Genomic DNA, 15,168 nt, shown 5'->3' with positions numbered 1-15,168 from the left:
TGGCGAACGCCCTGCCGCGACGGCGAGGCGCCACTGGCCGCAGACTTAGGCCGCAGACTTAGGCCGCAGACTTAGGCCGCAGACTTAGGTCACAGTCTCAGGCCGCTGCCAGGCCGCACAGCGCCTGGAGCACCGCCACGCGGCTCTGGCCGAGCACCATGCCCTTCCACGCGGTGTGGTCGCAATAGAACGCGTCGCGCACACGCTGGCGCAGCGCAGCCGCAACGTGAGCCGGCGCATCCGGGTGCGCACGCAGCCACGCCTCGCCGCGCAGCGCGCCGACGACAGCCTCAAACGGCTGCGTGCCGTACTCCATCGCCATCAATGTCGGGCGCGACTCGGGGCAGCAGGTATAGATCGTCGACGCCAGTTGACCGGTGACGTCCACCGACGCCGATGTCCCGGCGAACGGCACCGCGATGTCTGCGCCCCACCACTGCCGGGCGCGTTCGACCTCCTCGGCATTGCGCCTACCGGCGAAGATCTTCTCGCCGTGGCCTTCCGGCCCGAGCCCCGTGTGGTAATCGATCCAGCCGATATCGGCAAAGCTCGCCGCCTGTGTGCGCAGCACATGCGAGAGGGTCTGGAGCGAGCGGCTTTGCGCGTGTCCGCCGTAGAACAGGCCATCGGCGTGCGTGTATTGCCCAGCGGACACGGCATTGCGAAAACGTTGCAGGCCATTTCGCTCGATGTATGCCGCAATCGCCTGCTCGTTCTGTGGCGTGGGCGGCCACTCCGCAGGCACAAGCCAGCCATGCACGTCGGCGTAGTCGGCGTTGACCGGCAGCGGCTGCTCGCCGAAGGCCTGCGCGTTGCGATTCAGGTCGATGTTGTCTTCGTTGGTGCGGCTGCTCCACGAAAAGCCGTACGGATTCACCGCGTGGACAAATAGCAGTGCAACGCCGGACTCGGCCGCACGCGCGAGCATCGAGGCGTCGTCGAGCAGTGCGAGCTGGCAACCCGAGCCGCAGTGGCCCTCGGCGCCGTGCGTAGCAGACGTCAGGATCAGAAGCCGCTTGGCATTCGGTGGCGCAATCATCGCCACGTCCGTTGCCAGGGCCTCGCCCTGCGCACCTGTCGCCTCGACGGCGTACGAGTCGATGCGGTCGGTGCGCTGCCGTGCAGCCGCCAGAAAACGCTCGCGCGCCTGCGCGTACGTCGCCGAAAAATAGCGGTCGATGTGTTGTGAAGCCGTCATCTCCATCCTCCTCGGTCGCCCATTGGCTTCGCCAGCGAGCGTGTCGGTTGTCGTGACTCGTTGACGCTTGCGTTCGATGCGACGCGGTAGTGATCTGCGCTCTGACGAGTTCAGAGGATCTTATCCCCGCGACCCTATACCCAAAAGATAAGAAATTTATTCCTGATATCAGTGTTTGTTATCACACCACGCAACCGAGTGCCGGTGTCGAAACGTGCCCACCGCCCACTTAGCCGTCGAGCGACGCTACGCTTGCCGCAGCTTCGGCGAGGCAGTCCATCAGACAACGCGCGGCCGGTGTGGGCTGCGATTGGGGGCGCGTAACCAGCGACAACGCCGCCATTGGCAGCGGCTCGGCCAGGTGGAACATGCACAAGCTCGCGATGCGCTGGCGCCGGTCGAGCACGACACGCGAGAAGATACCGAGGGCGTCGGAATTCTCCATGATGCTCAATGCCGTCACGATCGAGCGGCAAGAGATCACGTCCTGCGGCGGGCTCACGCGATGGTCGTGGAATACGCGGCTCAGGTAGTCGGTTGCCGTGTCGCCAACGCCCGGCACGAGCCAAAGACTGTCGCGCAACTCGGCGATCGACTTCGCGTTGCGTAACGGATGACGCTTGCGCCCCGCAACGACAAGTTGCATCGGCATGAGGATGGTGCGGTCGAACCCGTCGGTGACCACGCCTTCGAGCTCGGTCAGCACGGCGAAGTCGATCCGCCCGGCTTCAAGCTGGTCCTGCGTGTGCGGCGGCGACGATTCGCTGATCGTCAGCTCGACGCGCGGCATGCGCTCGCGAAACTTCTGCAACGCCAGCGGAAACAGCGACAGCGCCGACGTCGACGAGATGGCGATGTTCAGGCTGCCGCCCGCACCGTCGCGCATCTGATCGAGTTCGTCCTGCGCTTTGCGCGCTTCTTCGAGGATCAGGTGAGCACGCTTGAGCAGGGCGTGGCCGTACGGCGTCAGCTCGATGCCCTTGCTCCCGCGGTGCAACAGATGCGTGTCGACGTTGCGCTCGAGCTCGCGCATGATGCGCGTGACCGCCGGTTGCGACAGACCGAGGACACGTGCTGCGCTACGGATACTTTGCTGTTGAGCGACGATCGTGAATGCATGCAGATGCTGGAGGTTCATGCGGAGCGCTCGTGCGAGATCGGGATGTGGCAGGGGCGGCGAGGCGGTCAGTGGTAAGTGGGGACCGCCCCGCCCGTCGTCATCGGTTTCTGGACCGACGTCTGGCGATGCCGGTGATCAGGAAATGATATCGCGAGATCCAAAATCCGCCGTTCTCCGCATCATGCCACCCGGGATGCTCCCTGGGATTGCGTCCGTGATACCAAACGGGGGGACGGAGCGACTGGTATACTTCCCGGTTATTCATTTTGATAGACGCCACGCGCCTCTCCTCCCGCCATGCTGGTTCTAGGCATTGAAAGCTCCTGCGACGAAACCGGACTCGCCCTCTACGACACCGAGGCCGGTCTGCTGTCGCACGCCTTGCATTCGCAGATCGCCATGCATCGCGAGTATGGCGGCGTGGTGCCGGAACTCGCATCGCGAGACCATATTCGACGCGCCCTGCCGCTCGCCGAGGAAGTGCTCGCACAGGCTGGCAAGCCGCTCAGCGCGGTCGATGCCATCGCCTACACACAAGGCCCCGGGCTTGCTGGCGCGCTGCTCGTCGGCGCCAGTGTGGCGAACGCGCTGGCCTTTGCGCTCGACCGGCCCGTGGTTGGCGTCCATCACCTGGAAGGCCACCTGCTCTCCCCGCTGCTGGCCCCCGATGCGCCCGGTTTTCCGTTCGTTGCGCTGCTCGTCTCCGGTGGTCACACGCAATTGATGGAAGTACGTGCTTTCGGACAGTACGCCATGCTCGGCGAAACACTCGACGACGCCGCCGGCGAAGCCTTCGACAAGACCGCCAAGCTACTCGGCCTCGGCTATCCGGGCGGGCCCGCAGTGTCGCGGCTGGCCGAGTTCGGCACCCCGGGGCGCTACGATTTGCCGCGTCCGATGAAACACTCCGGCAATCTCGACTTCAGCTTTAGCGGCCTGAAGACCGCCGTACTTACCCAAGTGCGCAACTTGGGCGGCAATGTCTGCGAGCAGGAGAAAGCCGATCTTGCGCGCGGATTCGTCGACGCGATTGTCGATGTCCTCGTCGCCAAGTCGATGGCAGCACTCAAGCAAACCGGCATGAAGACCCTCGTCGTCGCGGGTGGCGTAGGTGCCAACAAGCAACTGCGCGAAGGACTCAACGAAGCCGCCAAGCGACGCGGGTATCGCGTGCACTACCCCGACCTCGCGTTCTGCACCGATAACGGCGCGATGATCGCATTTGCAGGGGCGATGCGACTCAAACACTGGCCGGACGAAGCCGACAGCGAATACGCCTACACCGTGCGCCCGCGCTGGGATCTGGCCGATATCGTACGCAGCGTCTGAGCCGTATCGGACGCCCAATAAAAAACCGCTCCGAGGAGCGGTTTTTTATTTCAGCGAAACAGATCGCTTAAGCGCGCTTATCACGCTCAATCACGGCGTAGGCGCTGTGATTGTGGATCGACTCGAAGTTCTCGGCCTGAAGCACGTAAGCCACCACGCGCGGCTCATTGTTCAGACGCGTCGCCACGTCGCGCACCAGATCTTCCACGAACTTCGGATTTTCGTAGGCACGCTCGGTCACGTACTTCTCGTCCGGGCGCTTGAGCAGCCCCCACAGTTCGCAAGACGCTTCTTCTTCCGCCATGCGCACGAGGTCTTCCACGGCGATGTCGCCATCGATCTCCGCGTCGATCGTGATGTGCGAGCGCTGGTTGTGCGCGCCGTACTGCGAGATCTTCTTCGAGCACGGGCACAGGCTGGTCACCGGCACCAGCACCTTGAGCCACACGCCCGACACACCGTTGCGCACGTCGCCCGTGAGCGTCACCTCGTAGTCCATCAGGCTCTGCACGCCGGAGACCGGCGCCGTCTTGTTGATGAAGTACGGGAAGGTCACTTCGATACGCCCCGCTTCGGCTTCGAGCTTGACGAGCATGTTGTCGAGCATCGTGCGAAATGCGGCGAGATCGAGCGGCGCGCGATTTTCTTCGAGCAGTGCCACGAAACGCGACATGTGCGTGCCCTTCTGATCGGCAGGCAGATGCACATCGAGATTGAACAGGCCGACGCTTGCCTGCACGTCACCACCAGCAAGACGCACCGACAGCGGGTGACGCACACCACGCACGCCAACGCGCTGAATCGGGATCTGCCGCGTGTCGACGCTGCTTTGCACGTCCGGCATTACGAAAGCGGGGTTCATCTGGTTCATCTATTCGTCCTTCTGTGCCGGCAAGCCGACTTGGGGGGAGGCAATGGGCAAACGCATTCCGATGCCGGGCTCGCGAGCCTCTGGCGAGAGTCATCGGGAACGTGCCGGAGAACCCCGGCACGAGATGTGGGAAGCGCTTCTTAAAACGAAACGATCCGGCGCGCAAGCCGGATCGTTTAGGCACTACGACGACCGACCGATCAGGCGACGAGCTTTGTCGTCACCTTGTCCGATGTCTTCGATGCCTCTGCCGCAGCTTGCGACTTGAGGTCGAATCGTTCGGCGATCGACTTTGCGATACCCGTGGCATCGAGGCCGACCGAAGCCAGCAGCAATGCCGGGTCGCCATGATCGATGAAGCGATCGGGCAGGCCCAATTGTAGTACGGGGCGAGTAACCCCACCCGCGAGCAGGGATTCCGCGACAGCCGAGCCTGCGCCGCCCATGATGCTGCCCTCTTCCACCGTCACGAGGTAGTCGTGCGTTTGCGCCAGACGCGCGATCAACTCATCGTCGATCGGCTTGACGAAGCGCATGTCGGCGACCGTCGCATCGAGCTGTTCCGCCGCAGCCAGTGCCGGAGCGACCATGCTGCCGAAGGCGAGAATCGCAACGCGGCGACCAGCTTCGGCCTGCGACTCGCGACGCACCACACCCTTGCCGATCGGCAGAGCCGTCATCGTCTGTTCGATCGCAGCGCCCGTGCCGGCACCGCGCGGATAACGCACGGCGGACGGACCGTCGAACTGCACGCCGGTGTACAACATCTGGCGGCATTCGTTCTCGTCGGACGGCGCCATCACGACCATGTTCGGGATGCAGCGCAGGTAAGCGACGTCGTACGCGCCCGCGTGCGTCGCACCGTCGGCACCCACCAGACCCGAGCGATCCAGAGCGAACACGACCGGCAGGTTTTGCAGCGCCACGTCGTGGATCAACTGATCGTAGCCCCGTTGCAGGAACGTCGAGTAGATGGCGACGACCGGCTTGAGCCCTTCGGTCGCCATACCGCCAGCGAACGTCACGGCGTGCTGCTCGGCGATACCGACATCGTAATAACGTTCCGGGAAACGCTTCTCGAACTCGACCATGCCCGAGCCTTCGCGCATCGCAGGCGTGATACCGACGACGCGCTTGTCTGCGGCAGCCATGTCGCAGAGCCAGTCGCCGAACACTTGCGTGTACGTCTTCTTGCTGCTCGTGCTCGGCTTGATGCCTTCGGCCGGGTTGAACTTGCCTGGGCCGTGATAGAGCACAGGGTCGGCTTCTGCCAGCTTGTAGCCGTAGCCCTTGCGTGTGACCACGTGCAGGAACTGCGGGCCCTTGAGATTCTTGATGTTTTCGAGCGTCGGGATCAGCGAATCGAGGTCGTGACCGTCGATCGGGCCGATGTAGTTAAAGCCGAACTCTTCGAACATCGTTGCCGGCACGACCATGCCCTTGGCATGCTCTTCGAACTTGCGCGCAAGTTCGAGCACCGGCGGCGCCACGCTCAGCACCTTCTCCACGCCCTTCTTCGCTGCGGCATAGAAGCGGCCCGACATCAGGCGTGCGAGATAGCGGTTGAGTGCGCCGACCGGCGGCGAGATCGACATGTCGTTGTCGTTCAGGATGACCAGCAGCGGCACGTCTTCGTGCACGCCCGCGTTGTTCATCGCTTCGAACGCCATACCGGCCGTCATCGCGCCATCGCCGATCACGGCGATACCGAAGCGGTGCTCGCCCTTGGTGCGCGCGCCCAGCGCCATGCCGAGCGCTGCCGAGATCGACGTGCTCGAGTGCGCCGTGCCGAACGTGTCATACGGCGATTCGTCGCGCTTCGGGAACCCCGAGATACCGCCCAGTTGACGCAACGTGCCCATGGCTTCGCGGCGTCCGGTCAGGATCTTGTGCGGGTAGCTCTGATGGCCCACGTCCCAGACGATGCGATCTTCCGGCGTGTTGAACACGTAGTGCAACGCAATCGTCAACTCGACCGTGCCGAGGTTGGACGACAGGTGCCCGCCCGTGCGCGACACGCTCTCGAGCACGAAAGCGCGCAGCTCTTCGGCCAACGGTGCCAGTTGGCGACGCTCCAGACGCCGCAATGCGGCCGGGTCATCGATGGTATTTAGCAGTTCGTACATCGTCGTTCCATATGTAGGCGTATTGTCGGGCAGCGCCCCCAGAGCGCTGTCGCCGATGTCCTGCCGGTGCGTTCTGTGGGGAGATCGCGCCGACCCTCCTTGCCCTTGCTTGTCACTACCGCGACGGTTCCGGGTCCCGTAACCCTCAGCCGAAACCGCCTCTACAGCTGTTCACTTCAATCAGTTGATGCGATCGACCACGTAATCGGCCAGCGCACGAAGGCGCTCGGCGTTACCCAGCGATTCGCTTGCCTTATGGGCATCGGCACGCAGCTTTTCTGCGTAACCACGCGCGCCGTCCAGCCCCATCAGCGACACATACGTCGGCTTGTCGTTGGCGGCATCCTTGCCAGCCGTCTTGCCAAGCGTGGCCGAGTCGGCCGTCGCGTCGAGAATATCGTCTACTACCTGAAATGCTAGGCCGACTGCCGCTGCGTAGGCGTCGAGCGCTGCGCTTTCGTCGTCAGACAACGCGCGGCCGCAAATGGCGCCCATACGCAGCGAAGCGCGCAGCAATGCACCGGTCTTCAGACGATGCATATTTTCGAGTTGCGCTTGCGTGAGCTTGATGCCCACGCTTTCCAGATCGATGGCTTGACCGCCCGCCATGCCCAGTGCGCCCGAGGCCACCGCGAGTTCGCGCACCAACGCGAGCGATTGGGCAGCGCTCAGATCCGACGTCGCTTCGCCCAGCAGAGCAAATGCCTGTGTTTGCAGACCGTCGCCAGCGAGCAGACCGGTCGCTTCGTCATATTGCACGTGTACCGTGGGCTTACCGCGGCGCAGATCGTCATCGTCCATGCACGGCAAATCGTCGTGCACGAGCGAGTAGGCGTGGATCATTTCCACTGCGCTAGCCGCGCGATCGAGTGCCGTTTCGCTGGCTTGCGTCACTTCGCCCGCAGCGAAGCAAAGCAGCGGGCGCACGCGCTTGCCGCCGCCCAGTACTGCATAACGCATTGCATCGTTGAGTCGCGCCGAGCCGCCATCGGCCGCCTTGGGCAGCGCGGCGTCGAGCGCCTGTTCCACACGAGCCTGCACCGCCTGCATCCAAGCCTTGATATTCTGATCCGCCATCGTCTTCGTCCTGCACGTGCCTTTGAGGCCGTGCGTGTTATGGGTCGCCATGCGGCGCGCTTCACGCGCCTTTGTATTCACATGCCGTTTATTCGTCGCGGGTCGCGTCGAGCGGCTTTAACGTTTCGCCTTCGAGCACCTTGACCTGCTGCTCTATCTTTTCGAGCAAACCCTGGCAGTATTTCACCAGCGCTGCACCGCGCCGGTATGCCCCCAGCGATTCCTCCAGACCCAGCTCTCCGCCTTCCATCCGCGCGACGAGCTGTTCGAGCTCGGCGACGGCGGCTTCGTAGGTCTCGGGCAGGTCTTGCGGCACGTCGGGTGCCGCGTCTTGCGACTTTGCAGTCTTGGCCATAAACGCAAAATTCGGGTCGAATGTTCCATTTTACGGCAAAAGCGTCCCAGCTCGCAGAGCGCGAATTGCCTGAAAAGGGCTTGAGACGACATTTTTCGGACATTATTTAACGCAAATCATGGACTTAGCAGCCCTTTGATGCACATACCGGGTATAATCGTCGGTTCCCCTAAATCGATTTTTCGATGGTTGGGTTGTTCACTGCTTTCCAAGCTCGACGGGAGTGGGAATGTCCAATCTAAGCAGCGCATTGCAATTGAAACCGGCCTCGAGCCAATTGCCGGTCTACACGTACTTCGACGAGGCCCTCCTGGCCCGCGAGCGTGAAGTCCTTTTCCAACATGGCCCACGTTACGTGGGCCATGAACTGATGGTCCCGGAAGCGGGCGATTATTTTGCCCTTCCGGCTGAGCAGGAAGGCCGCATGCTGGTCCGCAATGGCGCGGGCGAGCACGGCGGCATCGAACTGCTATCCAACGTCTGCCGCCACCGCCAGGCGGTCATGCTGAATGGCCGTGGCAACGCGCGCAACATCGTGTGCCCGCTTCACCGCTGGACTTACGACACGAAGGGCGAACTGCTCGGCGCGCCGCATTTCCCGGAAAAGCCCTGCCTGAATCTCGGCAAATTCCCGCTGCAACGCTGGAATGGTTTGCTGTTCGAGGCAGAAGGCCGCGATGTGCAGGCCGATCTCGCCCGTCTGGGCGTGAAGCACCATCTCGACTTCTCGAACTTTATGTTCGATCACGTCGAAGTGCACGAATGTAACTACAACTGGAAGACGTTCATCGAGGTTTATCTCGAGGACTATCACGTCGTGCCGTTCCACCCGGGCCTCGGCAGCTTCGTCTCGTGCGAAGACCTGAGCTGGGAGTTCGGCGACTGGTACAGCGTTCAGACGGTTGGCGTGCATGACGGCCTCGCCAAACCGGGCAGCCCGATCTATCGCCAGTGGCACGACGTGCTGCTGCGCTATCGCGAAGGCGTCCCGCCCGACTTCGGCGCGATCTGGATGGTGTATTACCCCCATCTGATGATCGAGTGGTATCCGCACGTGCTCGTCGTGTCGTGGTTGATTCCGCGTGGCCCGCAGAAGACGACGAACATCGTCGAATTCTATTACCCGGAGGAAATCGCCCTCTTCGAGCGCGAATTCATCGAGGCAGAACGGGCGGCATACATGGAAACGGCGCGCGAAGACGACGAGATCGCCGAGCGCATGGATGCCGGACGCCGCGCCCTGTACGAGCGTGGCGTGTCAGAAGTCGGCCCTTACCAAAGCCCGATGGAAGATGGCATGCAACACTTCCACGAGTTTCTGCGCCGCCAGATGGGTGACTTTTAGGCCACATCCCGTTGGAATCTCACTACATGAGACAACGATGTCGCGCCTGAGAGACTGAATTAAATATTTGCCGAAAAATGCAAAAGCGGCGGGCCATGTGCCCGCCGTTTTCGTTAGAATCGTCGCCATGCTTTCGATAGTGACCGAGCGACGAAGGCACCATCCGCCATCCCATTCGGCTCAGATGCGCGCTCGATAGCCCCTCATCGCCGCCTGTCGGCCACCACTCGCCATGCAATCGCTCTGGATGTTGGTCTCCGCCTTCATGTTCACGTTGATGGGGCTCTGCATCAAGCTGGCGGCAAACGAATACAACACCGGCGAAATCGTCCTCTACCGAAGCCTGATCGGCGTCATCGTTCTATTGGTGATTGCGCGCATGCGCGGCCAGACGATTCGTACGCGTCACTTCGGCTCCCACGTCAAACGCAGCACGGCTGGCGTCATCTCACTCGGCTTGTGGTTCTATTCGCTGACGCAGTTGCCGCTGTCGACGGCGATGACGCTCAATTACATGTCGCCAATCTGGATTTCGCTGCTTGTGATGGCAACGGCGGCCATGCGCGGTAGTTTTCGCACCGATTTCCGGCTCGTTGCCGCCATCTTCGCGGGATTTGTCGGCGTGGCACTGCTCCTGCAACCCACCATCGACAGTCAGGCATGGGTGGCCGGGTTGGCCGGCGTGATTTCCGGCGTGTTCTCGGCCATTGCTTATATGCAGGTGAAGGAGCTGGGCGCCGCCGGTGAACCGGACTGGCGCATCGTCTTCTACTTCTCGGCGGGTGGTGTGTTGCTCGGGTTGGGCTGGGTCGCTATCGACGGCATGCACGCGCTAACCTGGCGTGGCGCGGGCCTGATGCTCGGCATCGGTATCGCCGCACTCATCGCCCAGACGGCGCTCACGCGGGCGTTCAGTCTCGGCAATACGCTCGTCACGGCGAATCTGCAATATTCCGGCGTAATCTTCGCTACACTGATCAGCATGCTTGTCTGGGACGATTGGCCTGCGCTCGCCGGCTGGATCGGCATGCTGCTTATTGTGGCGAGCGGCATGACCGCACTTCGCCGACCCGCGACCACCGCCTGAGTGGCCGCCGCGGCCTCGTCCGCCCCCTCCCCCACGCCCGTCTGCGGAGTCGTCATGGTTCACACGCATTTCACCACGCTCATCAGCCCGCAAAATCTCGACGCGCTGATGCAAACGGCCGCCGGTGGCGGCGCCCCGGTGATCATCTTCGATTGCCGCTTCGATCTCGCCAACCCGGCCGCCGGTGAAGCGGCCTACGTCGAAGGCCATATCTTCGGCGCGTTCTACGCCCACCTCGAACACGATCTGTCCGGCAAGCCCACTGGCAAGAACGGTCGCCACCCGCTGCCCGAGCGCGACGCCCTGGTGCGCCATCTGGCCGCTTGCGGCTTGTCGAAGGGACAACAGGTCGTGGCATACGACGCGCAGGGCGGCATGTATGCCGCTCGCCTGTGGTGGCTGCTTCGCTGGCTCGGCCACGAGTCTGTCGCCGTGCTGGATGGCGGCTTGCAGGCTTGGCAAAGCGCAGGCTTCAAGCTCGACGCCGCACCGCCCGAGGCACCGCCCGAAGGCGACTTCACGCCGGGCGAACCGTTGGCCACCACGGCCGATGCCGCCGCCATCGAGCGCAACCTCAGCTCGCATGAACGGCTGGTGATTGACGCCCGCGCGCCGGATCGTTATCGCGGCGAGAACGAAACCATCGACCCGATCGGTGGCCACATTCCCGGCGCCGCGAACCGCTTCTTCAAGGACAACCTCGGACCGGACGGACGCTTCAAGCCAGCAGCGACGCTGCGCGAAGAATTTATTCAGGTCATCGGCAAAGATCGCCAGCCGGAGCGCGTGATTTCGCAATGCGGCTCGGGCGTCACGGCCTGCCACAATCTGCTCGCGATGGAAGTCGCCGGTCTGCACGGTGCCAGCCTGTACCCAGGATCGTGGAGTGAATGGTGCGCCGACAAGCGCCGCCCCGTGTCAACAGGCTCGCAGCCCTGAGTTGCCGGACGGGCATCGGGACGGGCCGCCGTAGCCCCCGCCCCTGACTGACGGCTACGACATTCGAAACACGGTCAAGGCCGCAGTCGTGAATCTCGCAAAATGAAAAAGAGCATCCCTCGGGATGCTCTTTTTCATTCGGGCCGTCCGCCACTTCGTTGCGCGTCAGCGACACGCCTTGCGGTGAATCCCGCTACTGCCCCGCCGACTTCCGCGCATCGTGCCCGCCCACCAACGCCAGCGCATTGCCGCCGTTGTCATGGTCATGGCCGTGACCATGTTCGTGATCGTGGCCGTTCAGCCAAACCACCAACGCAAGCCCCACGGCGATCAACAGAATCTGCGGCAACGCATCGCGTGGTGACGTGCGGCGCTGCATTTGCGGCATCAAATCCGACACAGCAATGTAGATGAAGCTGCTCGCGGCCAACGCCAGCAAATACGGAATCAGGCTTTGCAAGCGGTCGAGCATGAAATAGCCAAGCACACCCCCGGCCAACGCGGTCAGGCTCGATGCCAACGTCAGGACAAGCGCCTTGCGACGCTTGAACCCGGCGTTGAGCAACACCATGAAGTCGCCAAGCTTGTGCGCCACTTCGTGCACCGTGATCGACACCGTCGCCGCCACCCCCAGCCTCGGATCCGTCAGGAACGCGGCGGCAATCACCACGCCGTCGGCAAAGTTGTGGATCGCACTGCCCACGAGGATCATCCAACCGCCCTTACCGGCCTCATGCGCGTCGTGCCCATGCTCGTGATGATGCCCGTCGCCTTCGTGATGATGGCTGTGACGCAGCAGCGCCAGCTTTTCCAGCAAGAAGAAGCCGAGCAAACCGCCAAGCAGTCACCGCGTGATGACATGGGCGTCGACATGCGACTCGAGACTCTCCGGCAACAGATGCAGCAAGGCCGTGCCGAGCAGCACGCCCGCCGAGAAGCTGACCATCTTGTCGATCAGCCGCGACAACAGCCCCAGCGAGAGCGAGGCCGCACCGGCCAGACTCAGCGCGCCCGAAGCGAGCGTGGCGATAACAATAAAAACAAGAATGACGTCGATGGTGATTCTCCCGCAGGCAAGGCGGCGATTTAACCAGCTTTTCCGTTGTCAGGCAACGCCGTGCTTGCGGAACCACTCAAGCGCTTTCGCCCAACCCGCCTTGGCATCGGCTTCCACGTAGCTCGCGCGATAGTCGGCGAAGAACGCGTGCCCCGAGTTCGGGAAGACCACCAGTTCCGACGCCTTCGACGCCGCATTGCCCTTGGCGAGTGCCGCGCGCGCCTGCTCGACGCTTGCCACCGGAATGCCGGTGTCCTTGCCGCCGTACATGCCGAGCAACGGCGCATGCAACTGACCGGCGATGTCGATCGGATTGCGCGGGAAGCTGGCATTCGTGTCGCCAACGATGCGCCCGTACCATGCGACTGCCGCCTTCACGTTCGGGTTATAGGCGTCGTACAGCCACGTGATGCGTCCGCCCCAGCAGAAGCCCGTGATCCCCAGACGTTTCTCGTCGCCGCCATTGGCCATCGCCCACTTCACCGTGGCGTCGATGTCGGTCAGCACTTGTTGATCCGGCGTTTTGGCGACAATCTGCGACTGAATTTCGGCGATGGTGCCCAGCGACTGCGGATCGCCCGCGCGGGCAAACAATTCCGGTGCCAGCGCCAGATAGCCCAGCTTGGCGAAGCGGCGGCAGATGTCGGCGATGTGCTGGTGCACGCCGAAGATCTCCGAGACCACGATGATCGTCGGCAGATGCGTCTTGCCTGCGGGTTTGGCGTAATACACCGGCATCTTGATACCGGGCACATCGAGCATGACCTCGCCCGCATCGAGCCCCTGGGTGTCGGTGGTGATCGTTTCGGCCGCCACCGGCAAGACCGCCAGTGCGAATGCCGAGCCGACGGCCGTCTTCAGAAAATCGCGCCGGTTACGCGGCGCCACTTCGGGCACGAGACTATCCAGATCTGCTTGCGACATGTCGCACTCCAGGAGAAAGCGGTGGATGAGAAAACGATGGGAAGACAACGAGACAACGGGAAGGCCGCATCGCGCCGCGGATTCAGGTCGCGATAGGACGTTTGGATATTACTAGAAAGCGTGTGTGACTTGCACTAGGCGGGACGCTAGCCAGCCCTCGGAGATGTCCGAAAACTGGCGAGCGCAGCAAGTCGTCTGGCAGCGGCAAGCGCGACGCGGTCTCTCCGGAGAAAGACCGCCTGCACCGCCAGCATCAACATCAGTGGAGCTTCACCCGCGGCACCGTCGAGCGGCGCAGGCGATTGGCGACCGTATCGAGCATCATGCGCCACACGCCGTGCAGCGCCGCCACGTGCATGCGGTAGAGCGAGGTGTACATCACCCGGGCGAACAATCCTTCGATGAACATGCTGCCGCCGATCAGCCCGCCCATCAGGTTACCCACCGCGCTGAACTTGCCCAGCGAGACGAGCGAACCGAAGTCGCGATAAGTGAAGGTCGGCAATGTCTGCCCCTTCAACCGCGCTTCGATCGCCTTCACCAGAAAGCTAGCCTGTTGGTGAGCCGCCTGCGCACGCGGGGGTACGAAACCGTGGTCCGGCCACGCGCAACTGGCGCAGTCGCCGAACGCGAAGATGTCCGGATCGGTCACGCTTTGCAGCGTCGGCTGCACCTCGATCTGGTTCAACCGATTGACCGCCAGGCCCAGCGTGCCAAGCACAGCCGGTGCCGTGATACCGGCCGACCACACGGTGATATCTGCCGGCAACACTTTGCCGCCCGTCGTGGTCACTTCGTTCGGACGCACTTCCGCCACCGAATCGCCGCACAGAATGTCGACATCGAGCTTGCCGAGCAAACCGGCCACTGCACTCGACACGCGTTCCGGCAACGCCTTGAGAATGCGCGGACTCGATTCGATGATGGTGATGCGCACGTCCTTGCGCGGGTCGAGCTTCAGGCCATACGAACGAAGCACTTCCGCGGTATTGCGCAGTTCTGCCGAGAGTTCGACGCCCGTCGCCCCTGCGCCGACGATGACCAAATTGACCTTACGGCGATCTTCGGCGCTGATGGTGACGCCCGCCACTGCTCCCGCCGCTGGTACGGCCTCGGCCGACCCCGCATCGGCGATCGACGCGGCAACCGGGGCTGCGGCCACCACTGGCGTCTGCGCCGCGTTCTGCGCGCGAACGCATGCGGCCATCAACCGGCGGCGGAAACGCTCCGCCTGTTCGACGGTATCGAGCGCAATCGTGTTTTCCTGCGCGCCCTTCACGCCGAAGAAGTTGGTGGTGCTGCCGATGGCGAGCACCAGCGTGTCGTACGGCAGCGTGCGCTCGGGCAGCAGATCGCCCTCGCCTTCATCGGCCGCCGCCGGCAGCGCGGCGAGCGTGATTGTCTTGGCCGCGCGGTCGAGACCGATCATCTCGCCCGCCGCAAATTCGAAGTGATGCCAGTTGGCCTGCGCAACGTACGAGAGCTGATGCGTCGCCGTGTCCATCACACCCGCTGCCACTTCGTGCAGCAACGGTTTCCAGATGTGCGACATCGAACGATCGACCAACGTAATCTGAACGTCCTTGCCACGCCCGTACTTGTCACCCAAGCGGGTAACCAGCTCCAGACCACCGGCGCCACCGCCGACCACCACGATACGATGCACACTCACGATAACTCCCCGCGCTTGAAAACCAACCGGCCGGTCGGCGTTTAGCCACCCGGCAATAGCGATCACCT

The 15,168-nt window shown here is 63.0% G+C and carries 12 protein-coding genes and 1 pseudogene; 4 read left to right on the top strand and 9 right to left on the bottom strand.

The window, feature by feature from the left end:
- Positions 1-97 precede the first annotated feature (97 nt).
- Both ACPWR9_RS06995 and ACPWR9_RS06990 read right to left on the bottom strand, forming a co-directional pair.
- On the bottom strand, positions 98-1,198 hold the full coding sequence (locus tag ACPWR9_RS06995; RefSeq protein WP_426297801.1) for a M14 family metallopeptidase: 1,101 nt from the start codon (positions 1,196-1,198) through the stop codon (positions 98-100).
- 229 nt (positions 1,199-1,427) lie between these two features.
- Entirely contained in the window at positions 1,428-2,336 is a 909-nt protein-coding gene (locus ACPWR9_RS06990; RefSeq protein WP_426297803.1) for a LysR family transcriptional regulator, read from the bottom strand.
- Positions 2,337-2,615: 279 nt separating this feature from the next.
- Here ACPWR9_RS06990 and tsaD point away from each other — a divergent pair, with 279 nt between their 5' ends.
- Complete coding sequence (gene tsaD / locus ACPWR9_RS06985; RefSeq protein ID WP_426297805.1) at positions 2,616-3,647, top strand: tRNA (adenosine(37)-N6)-threonylcarbamoyltransferase complex transferase subunit TsaD; 1,032 nt, start codon at positions 2,616-2,618, stop codon at positions 3,645-3,647.
- A 67-nt stretch (positions 3,648-3,714) separates the two neighbouring features.
- Here the strand turns inward: tsaD and folE2 are convergent, their stop codons facing one another.
- From folE2 to ACPWR9_RS06965, 4 genes are all read right to left on the bottom strand, one after another.
- The gene (folE2, locus tag ACPWR9_RS06980; RefSeq protein WP_426297807.1) at positions 3,715-4,518 is read right to left on the bottom strand and encodes a GTP cyclohydrolase FolE2; all 804 of its coding nucleotides are present in this window, start codon (positions 4,516-4,518) and stop codon (positions 3,715-3,717) included.
- 200 nt (positions 4,519-4,718) lie between these two features.
- Entirely contained in the window at positions 4,719-6,644 is a 1,926-nt protein-coding gene (gene dxs / locus ACPWR9_RS06975; protein WP_426297809.1) for a 1-deoxy-D-xylulose-5-phosphate synthase, read from the bottom strand.
- Positions 6,645-6,824: 180 nt separating this feature from the next.
- Positions 6,825-7,721: a polyprenyl synthetase family protein gene (locus tag ACPWR9_RS06970; protein WP_426297811.1), complete on the bottom strand. Its 897-nt coding sequence runs from the start codon at positions 7,719-7,721 to the stop codon at positions 6,825-6,827.
- Positions 7,722-7,809: 88 nt separating this feature from the next.
- A complete protein-coding gene (locus ACPWR9_RS06965; RefSeq protein WP_426297813.1) occupies positions 7,810-8,076 on the bottom strand; it encodes an exodeoxyribonuclease VII small subunit in 267 nt (88 codons plus the stop codon).
- 229 nt (positions 8,077-8,305) lie between these two features.
- Between ACPWR9_RS06965 and ACPWR9_RS06960 the strand changes: the two genes are divergently transcribed.
- From ACPWR9_RS06960 to ACPWR9_RS06950, 3 genes are all read left to right on the top strand, one after another.
- Positions 8,306-9,421 (top strand): aromatic ring-hydroxylating oxygenase subunit alpha, encoded by a 1,116-nt coding sequence (locus ACPWR9_RS06960; RefSeq protein WP_426297815.1) that lies wholly within the window; start codon positions 8,306-8,308, stop codon positions 9,419-9,421.
- A gap of 232 nt (positions 9,422-9,653) precedes the next feature.
- On the top strand, positions 9,654-10,508 hold the full coding sequence (locus tag ACPWR9_RS06955) for a DMT family transporter (protein WP_426297817.1): 855 nt from the start codon (positions 9,654-9,656) through the stop codon (positions 10,506-10,508).
- A gap of 54 nt (positions 10,509-10,562) precedes the next feature.
- Positions 10,563-11,447, top strand: coding sequence for a sulfurtransferase (locus ACPWR9_RS06950; protein WP_426297819.1), 885 nt, complete (start codon positions 10,563-10,565; stop codon positions 11,445-11,447).
- 193 nt (positions 11,448-11,640) lie between these two features.
- On the opposite strand, the pseudogene ACPWR9_RS06945 reads toward ACPWR9_RS06950, so the two are convergent.
- The 3 genes and pseudogenes from ACPWR9_RS06945 to ACPWR9_RS06935 form a co-directional block, all read right to left on the bottom strand.
- A pseudogene (locus ACPWR9_RS06945) lies at positions 11,641-12,510 on the bottom strand (ZIP family metal transporter).
- A 42-nt stretch (positions 12,511-12,552) separates the two neighbouring features.
- Complete coding sequence (locus ACPWR9_RS06940; RefSeq protein WP_426297821.1) at positions 12,553-13,428, bottom strand: dienelactone hydrolase family protein; 876 nt, start codon at positions 13,426-13,428, stop codon at positions 12,553-12,555.
- Between the two features lie 259 nt (positions 13,429-13,687).
- On the bottom strand, positions 13,688-15,094 hold the full coding sequence (locus ACPWR9_RS06935) for an NAD(P)/FAD-dependent oxidoreductase (protein ID WP_426298029.1): 1,407 nt from the start codon (positions 15,092-15,094) through the stop codon (positions 13,688-13,690).
- Positions 15,095-15,168: the final 74 nt, after the last annotated feature.

Origin of the sequence: Pandoraea pneumonica (assembly GCF_049918595.1) — a bacterium.
GTDB classification, from domain to species: Bacteria; Pseudomonadota; Gammaproteobacteria; order Burkholderiales; family Burkholderiaceae; genus Pandoraea; species Pandoraea pneumonica_A.
Note: the sequence above shows the minus strand (reverse complement) of the source record. Positions and strands in the feature narration are given on the sequence as shown.

Coding starts and splice junctions, on each gene's coding strand:
- folE2 (WP_426297807.1), bottom strand. CDS start 4,518: ATGAACCAGATGAACCCCGCTTTCGTAATGCCGGACGTGCAAAGCAGC.
- ACPWR9_RS06970 (WP_426297811.1), bottom strand. CDS start 7,721: ATGGCGGATCAGAATATCAAGGCTTGGATGCAGGCGGTGCAGGCTCGT.
- ACPWR9_RS06995 (WP_426297801.1), bottom strand. CDS start 1,198: ATGACGGCTTCACAACACATCGACCGCTATTTTTCGGCGACGTACGCG.
- tsaD (WP_426297805.1), top strand. CDS start 2,616: ATGCTGGTTCTAGGCATTGAAAGCTCCTGCGACGAAACCGGACTCGCC.
- ACPWR9_RS06950 (WP_426297819.1), top strand. CDS start 10,563: ATGGTTCACACGCATTTCACCACGCTCATCAGCCCGCAAAATCTCGAC.
- ACPWR9_RS06990 (WP_426297803.1), bottom strand. CDS start 2,336: ATGAACCTCCAGCATCTGCATGCATTCACGATCGTCGCTCAACAGCAA.
- dxs (WP_426297809.1), bottom strand. CDS start 6,644: ATGTACGAACTGCTAAATACCATCGATGACCCGGCCGCATTGCGGCGT.
- ACPWR9_RS06955 (WP_426297817.1), top strand. CDS start 9,654: ATGCAATCGCTCTGGATGTTGGTCTCCGCCTTCATGTTCACGTTGATG.
- ACPWR9_RS06940 (WP_426297821.1), bottom strand. CDS start 13,428: ATGTCGCAAGCAGATCTGGATAGTCTCGTGCCCGAAGTGGCGCCGCGT.
- ACPWR9_RS06960 (WP_426297815.1), top strand. CDS start 8,306: ATGTCCAATCTAAGCAGCGCATTGCAATTGAAACCGGCCTCGAGCCAA.
- ACPWR9_RS06965 (WP_426297813.1), bottom strand. CDS start 8,076: ATGGCCAAGACTGCAAAGTCGCAAGACGCGGCACCCGACGTGCCGCAA.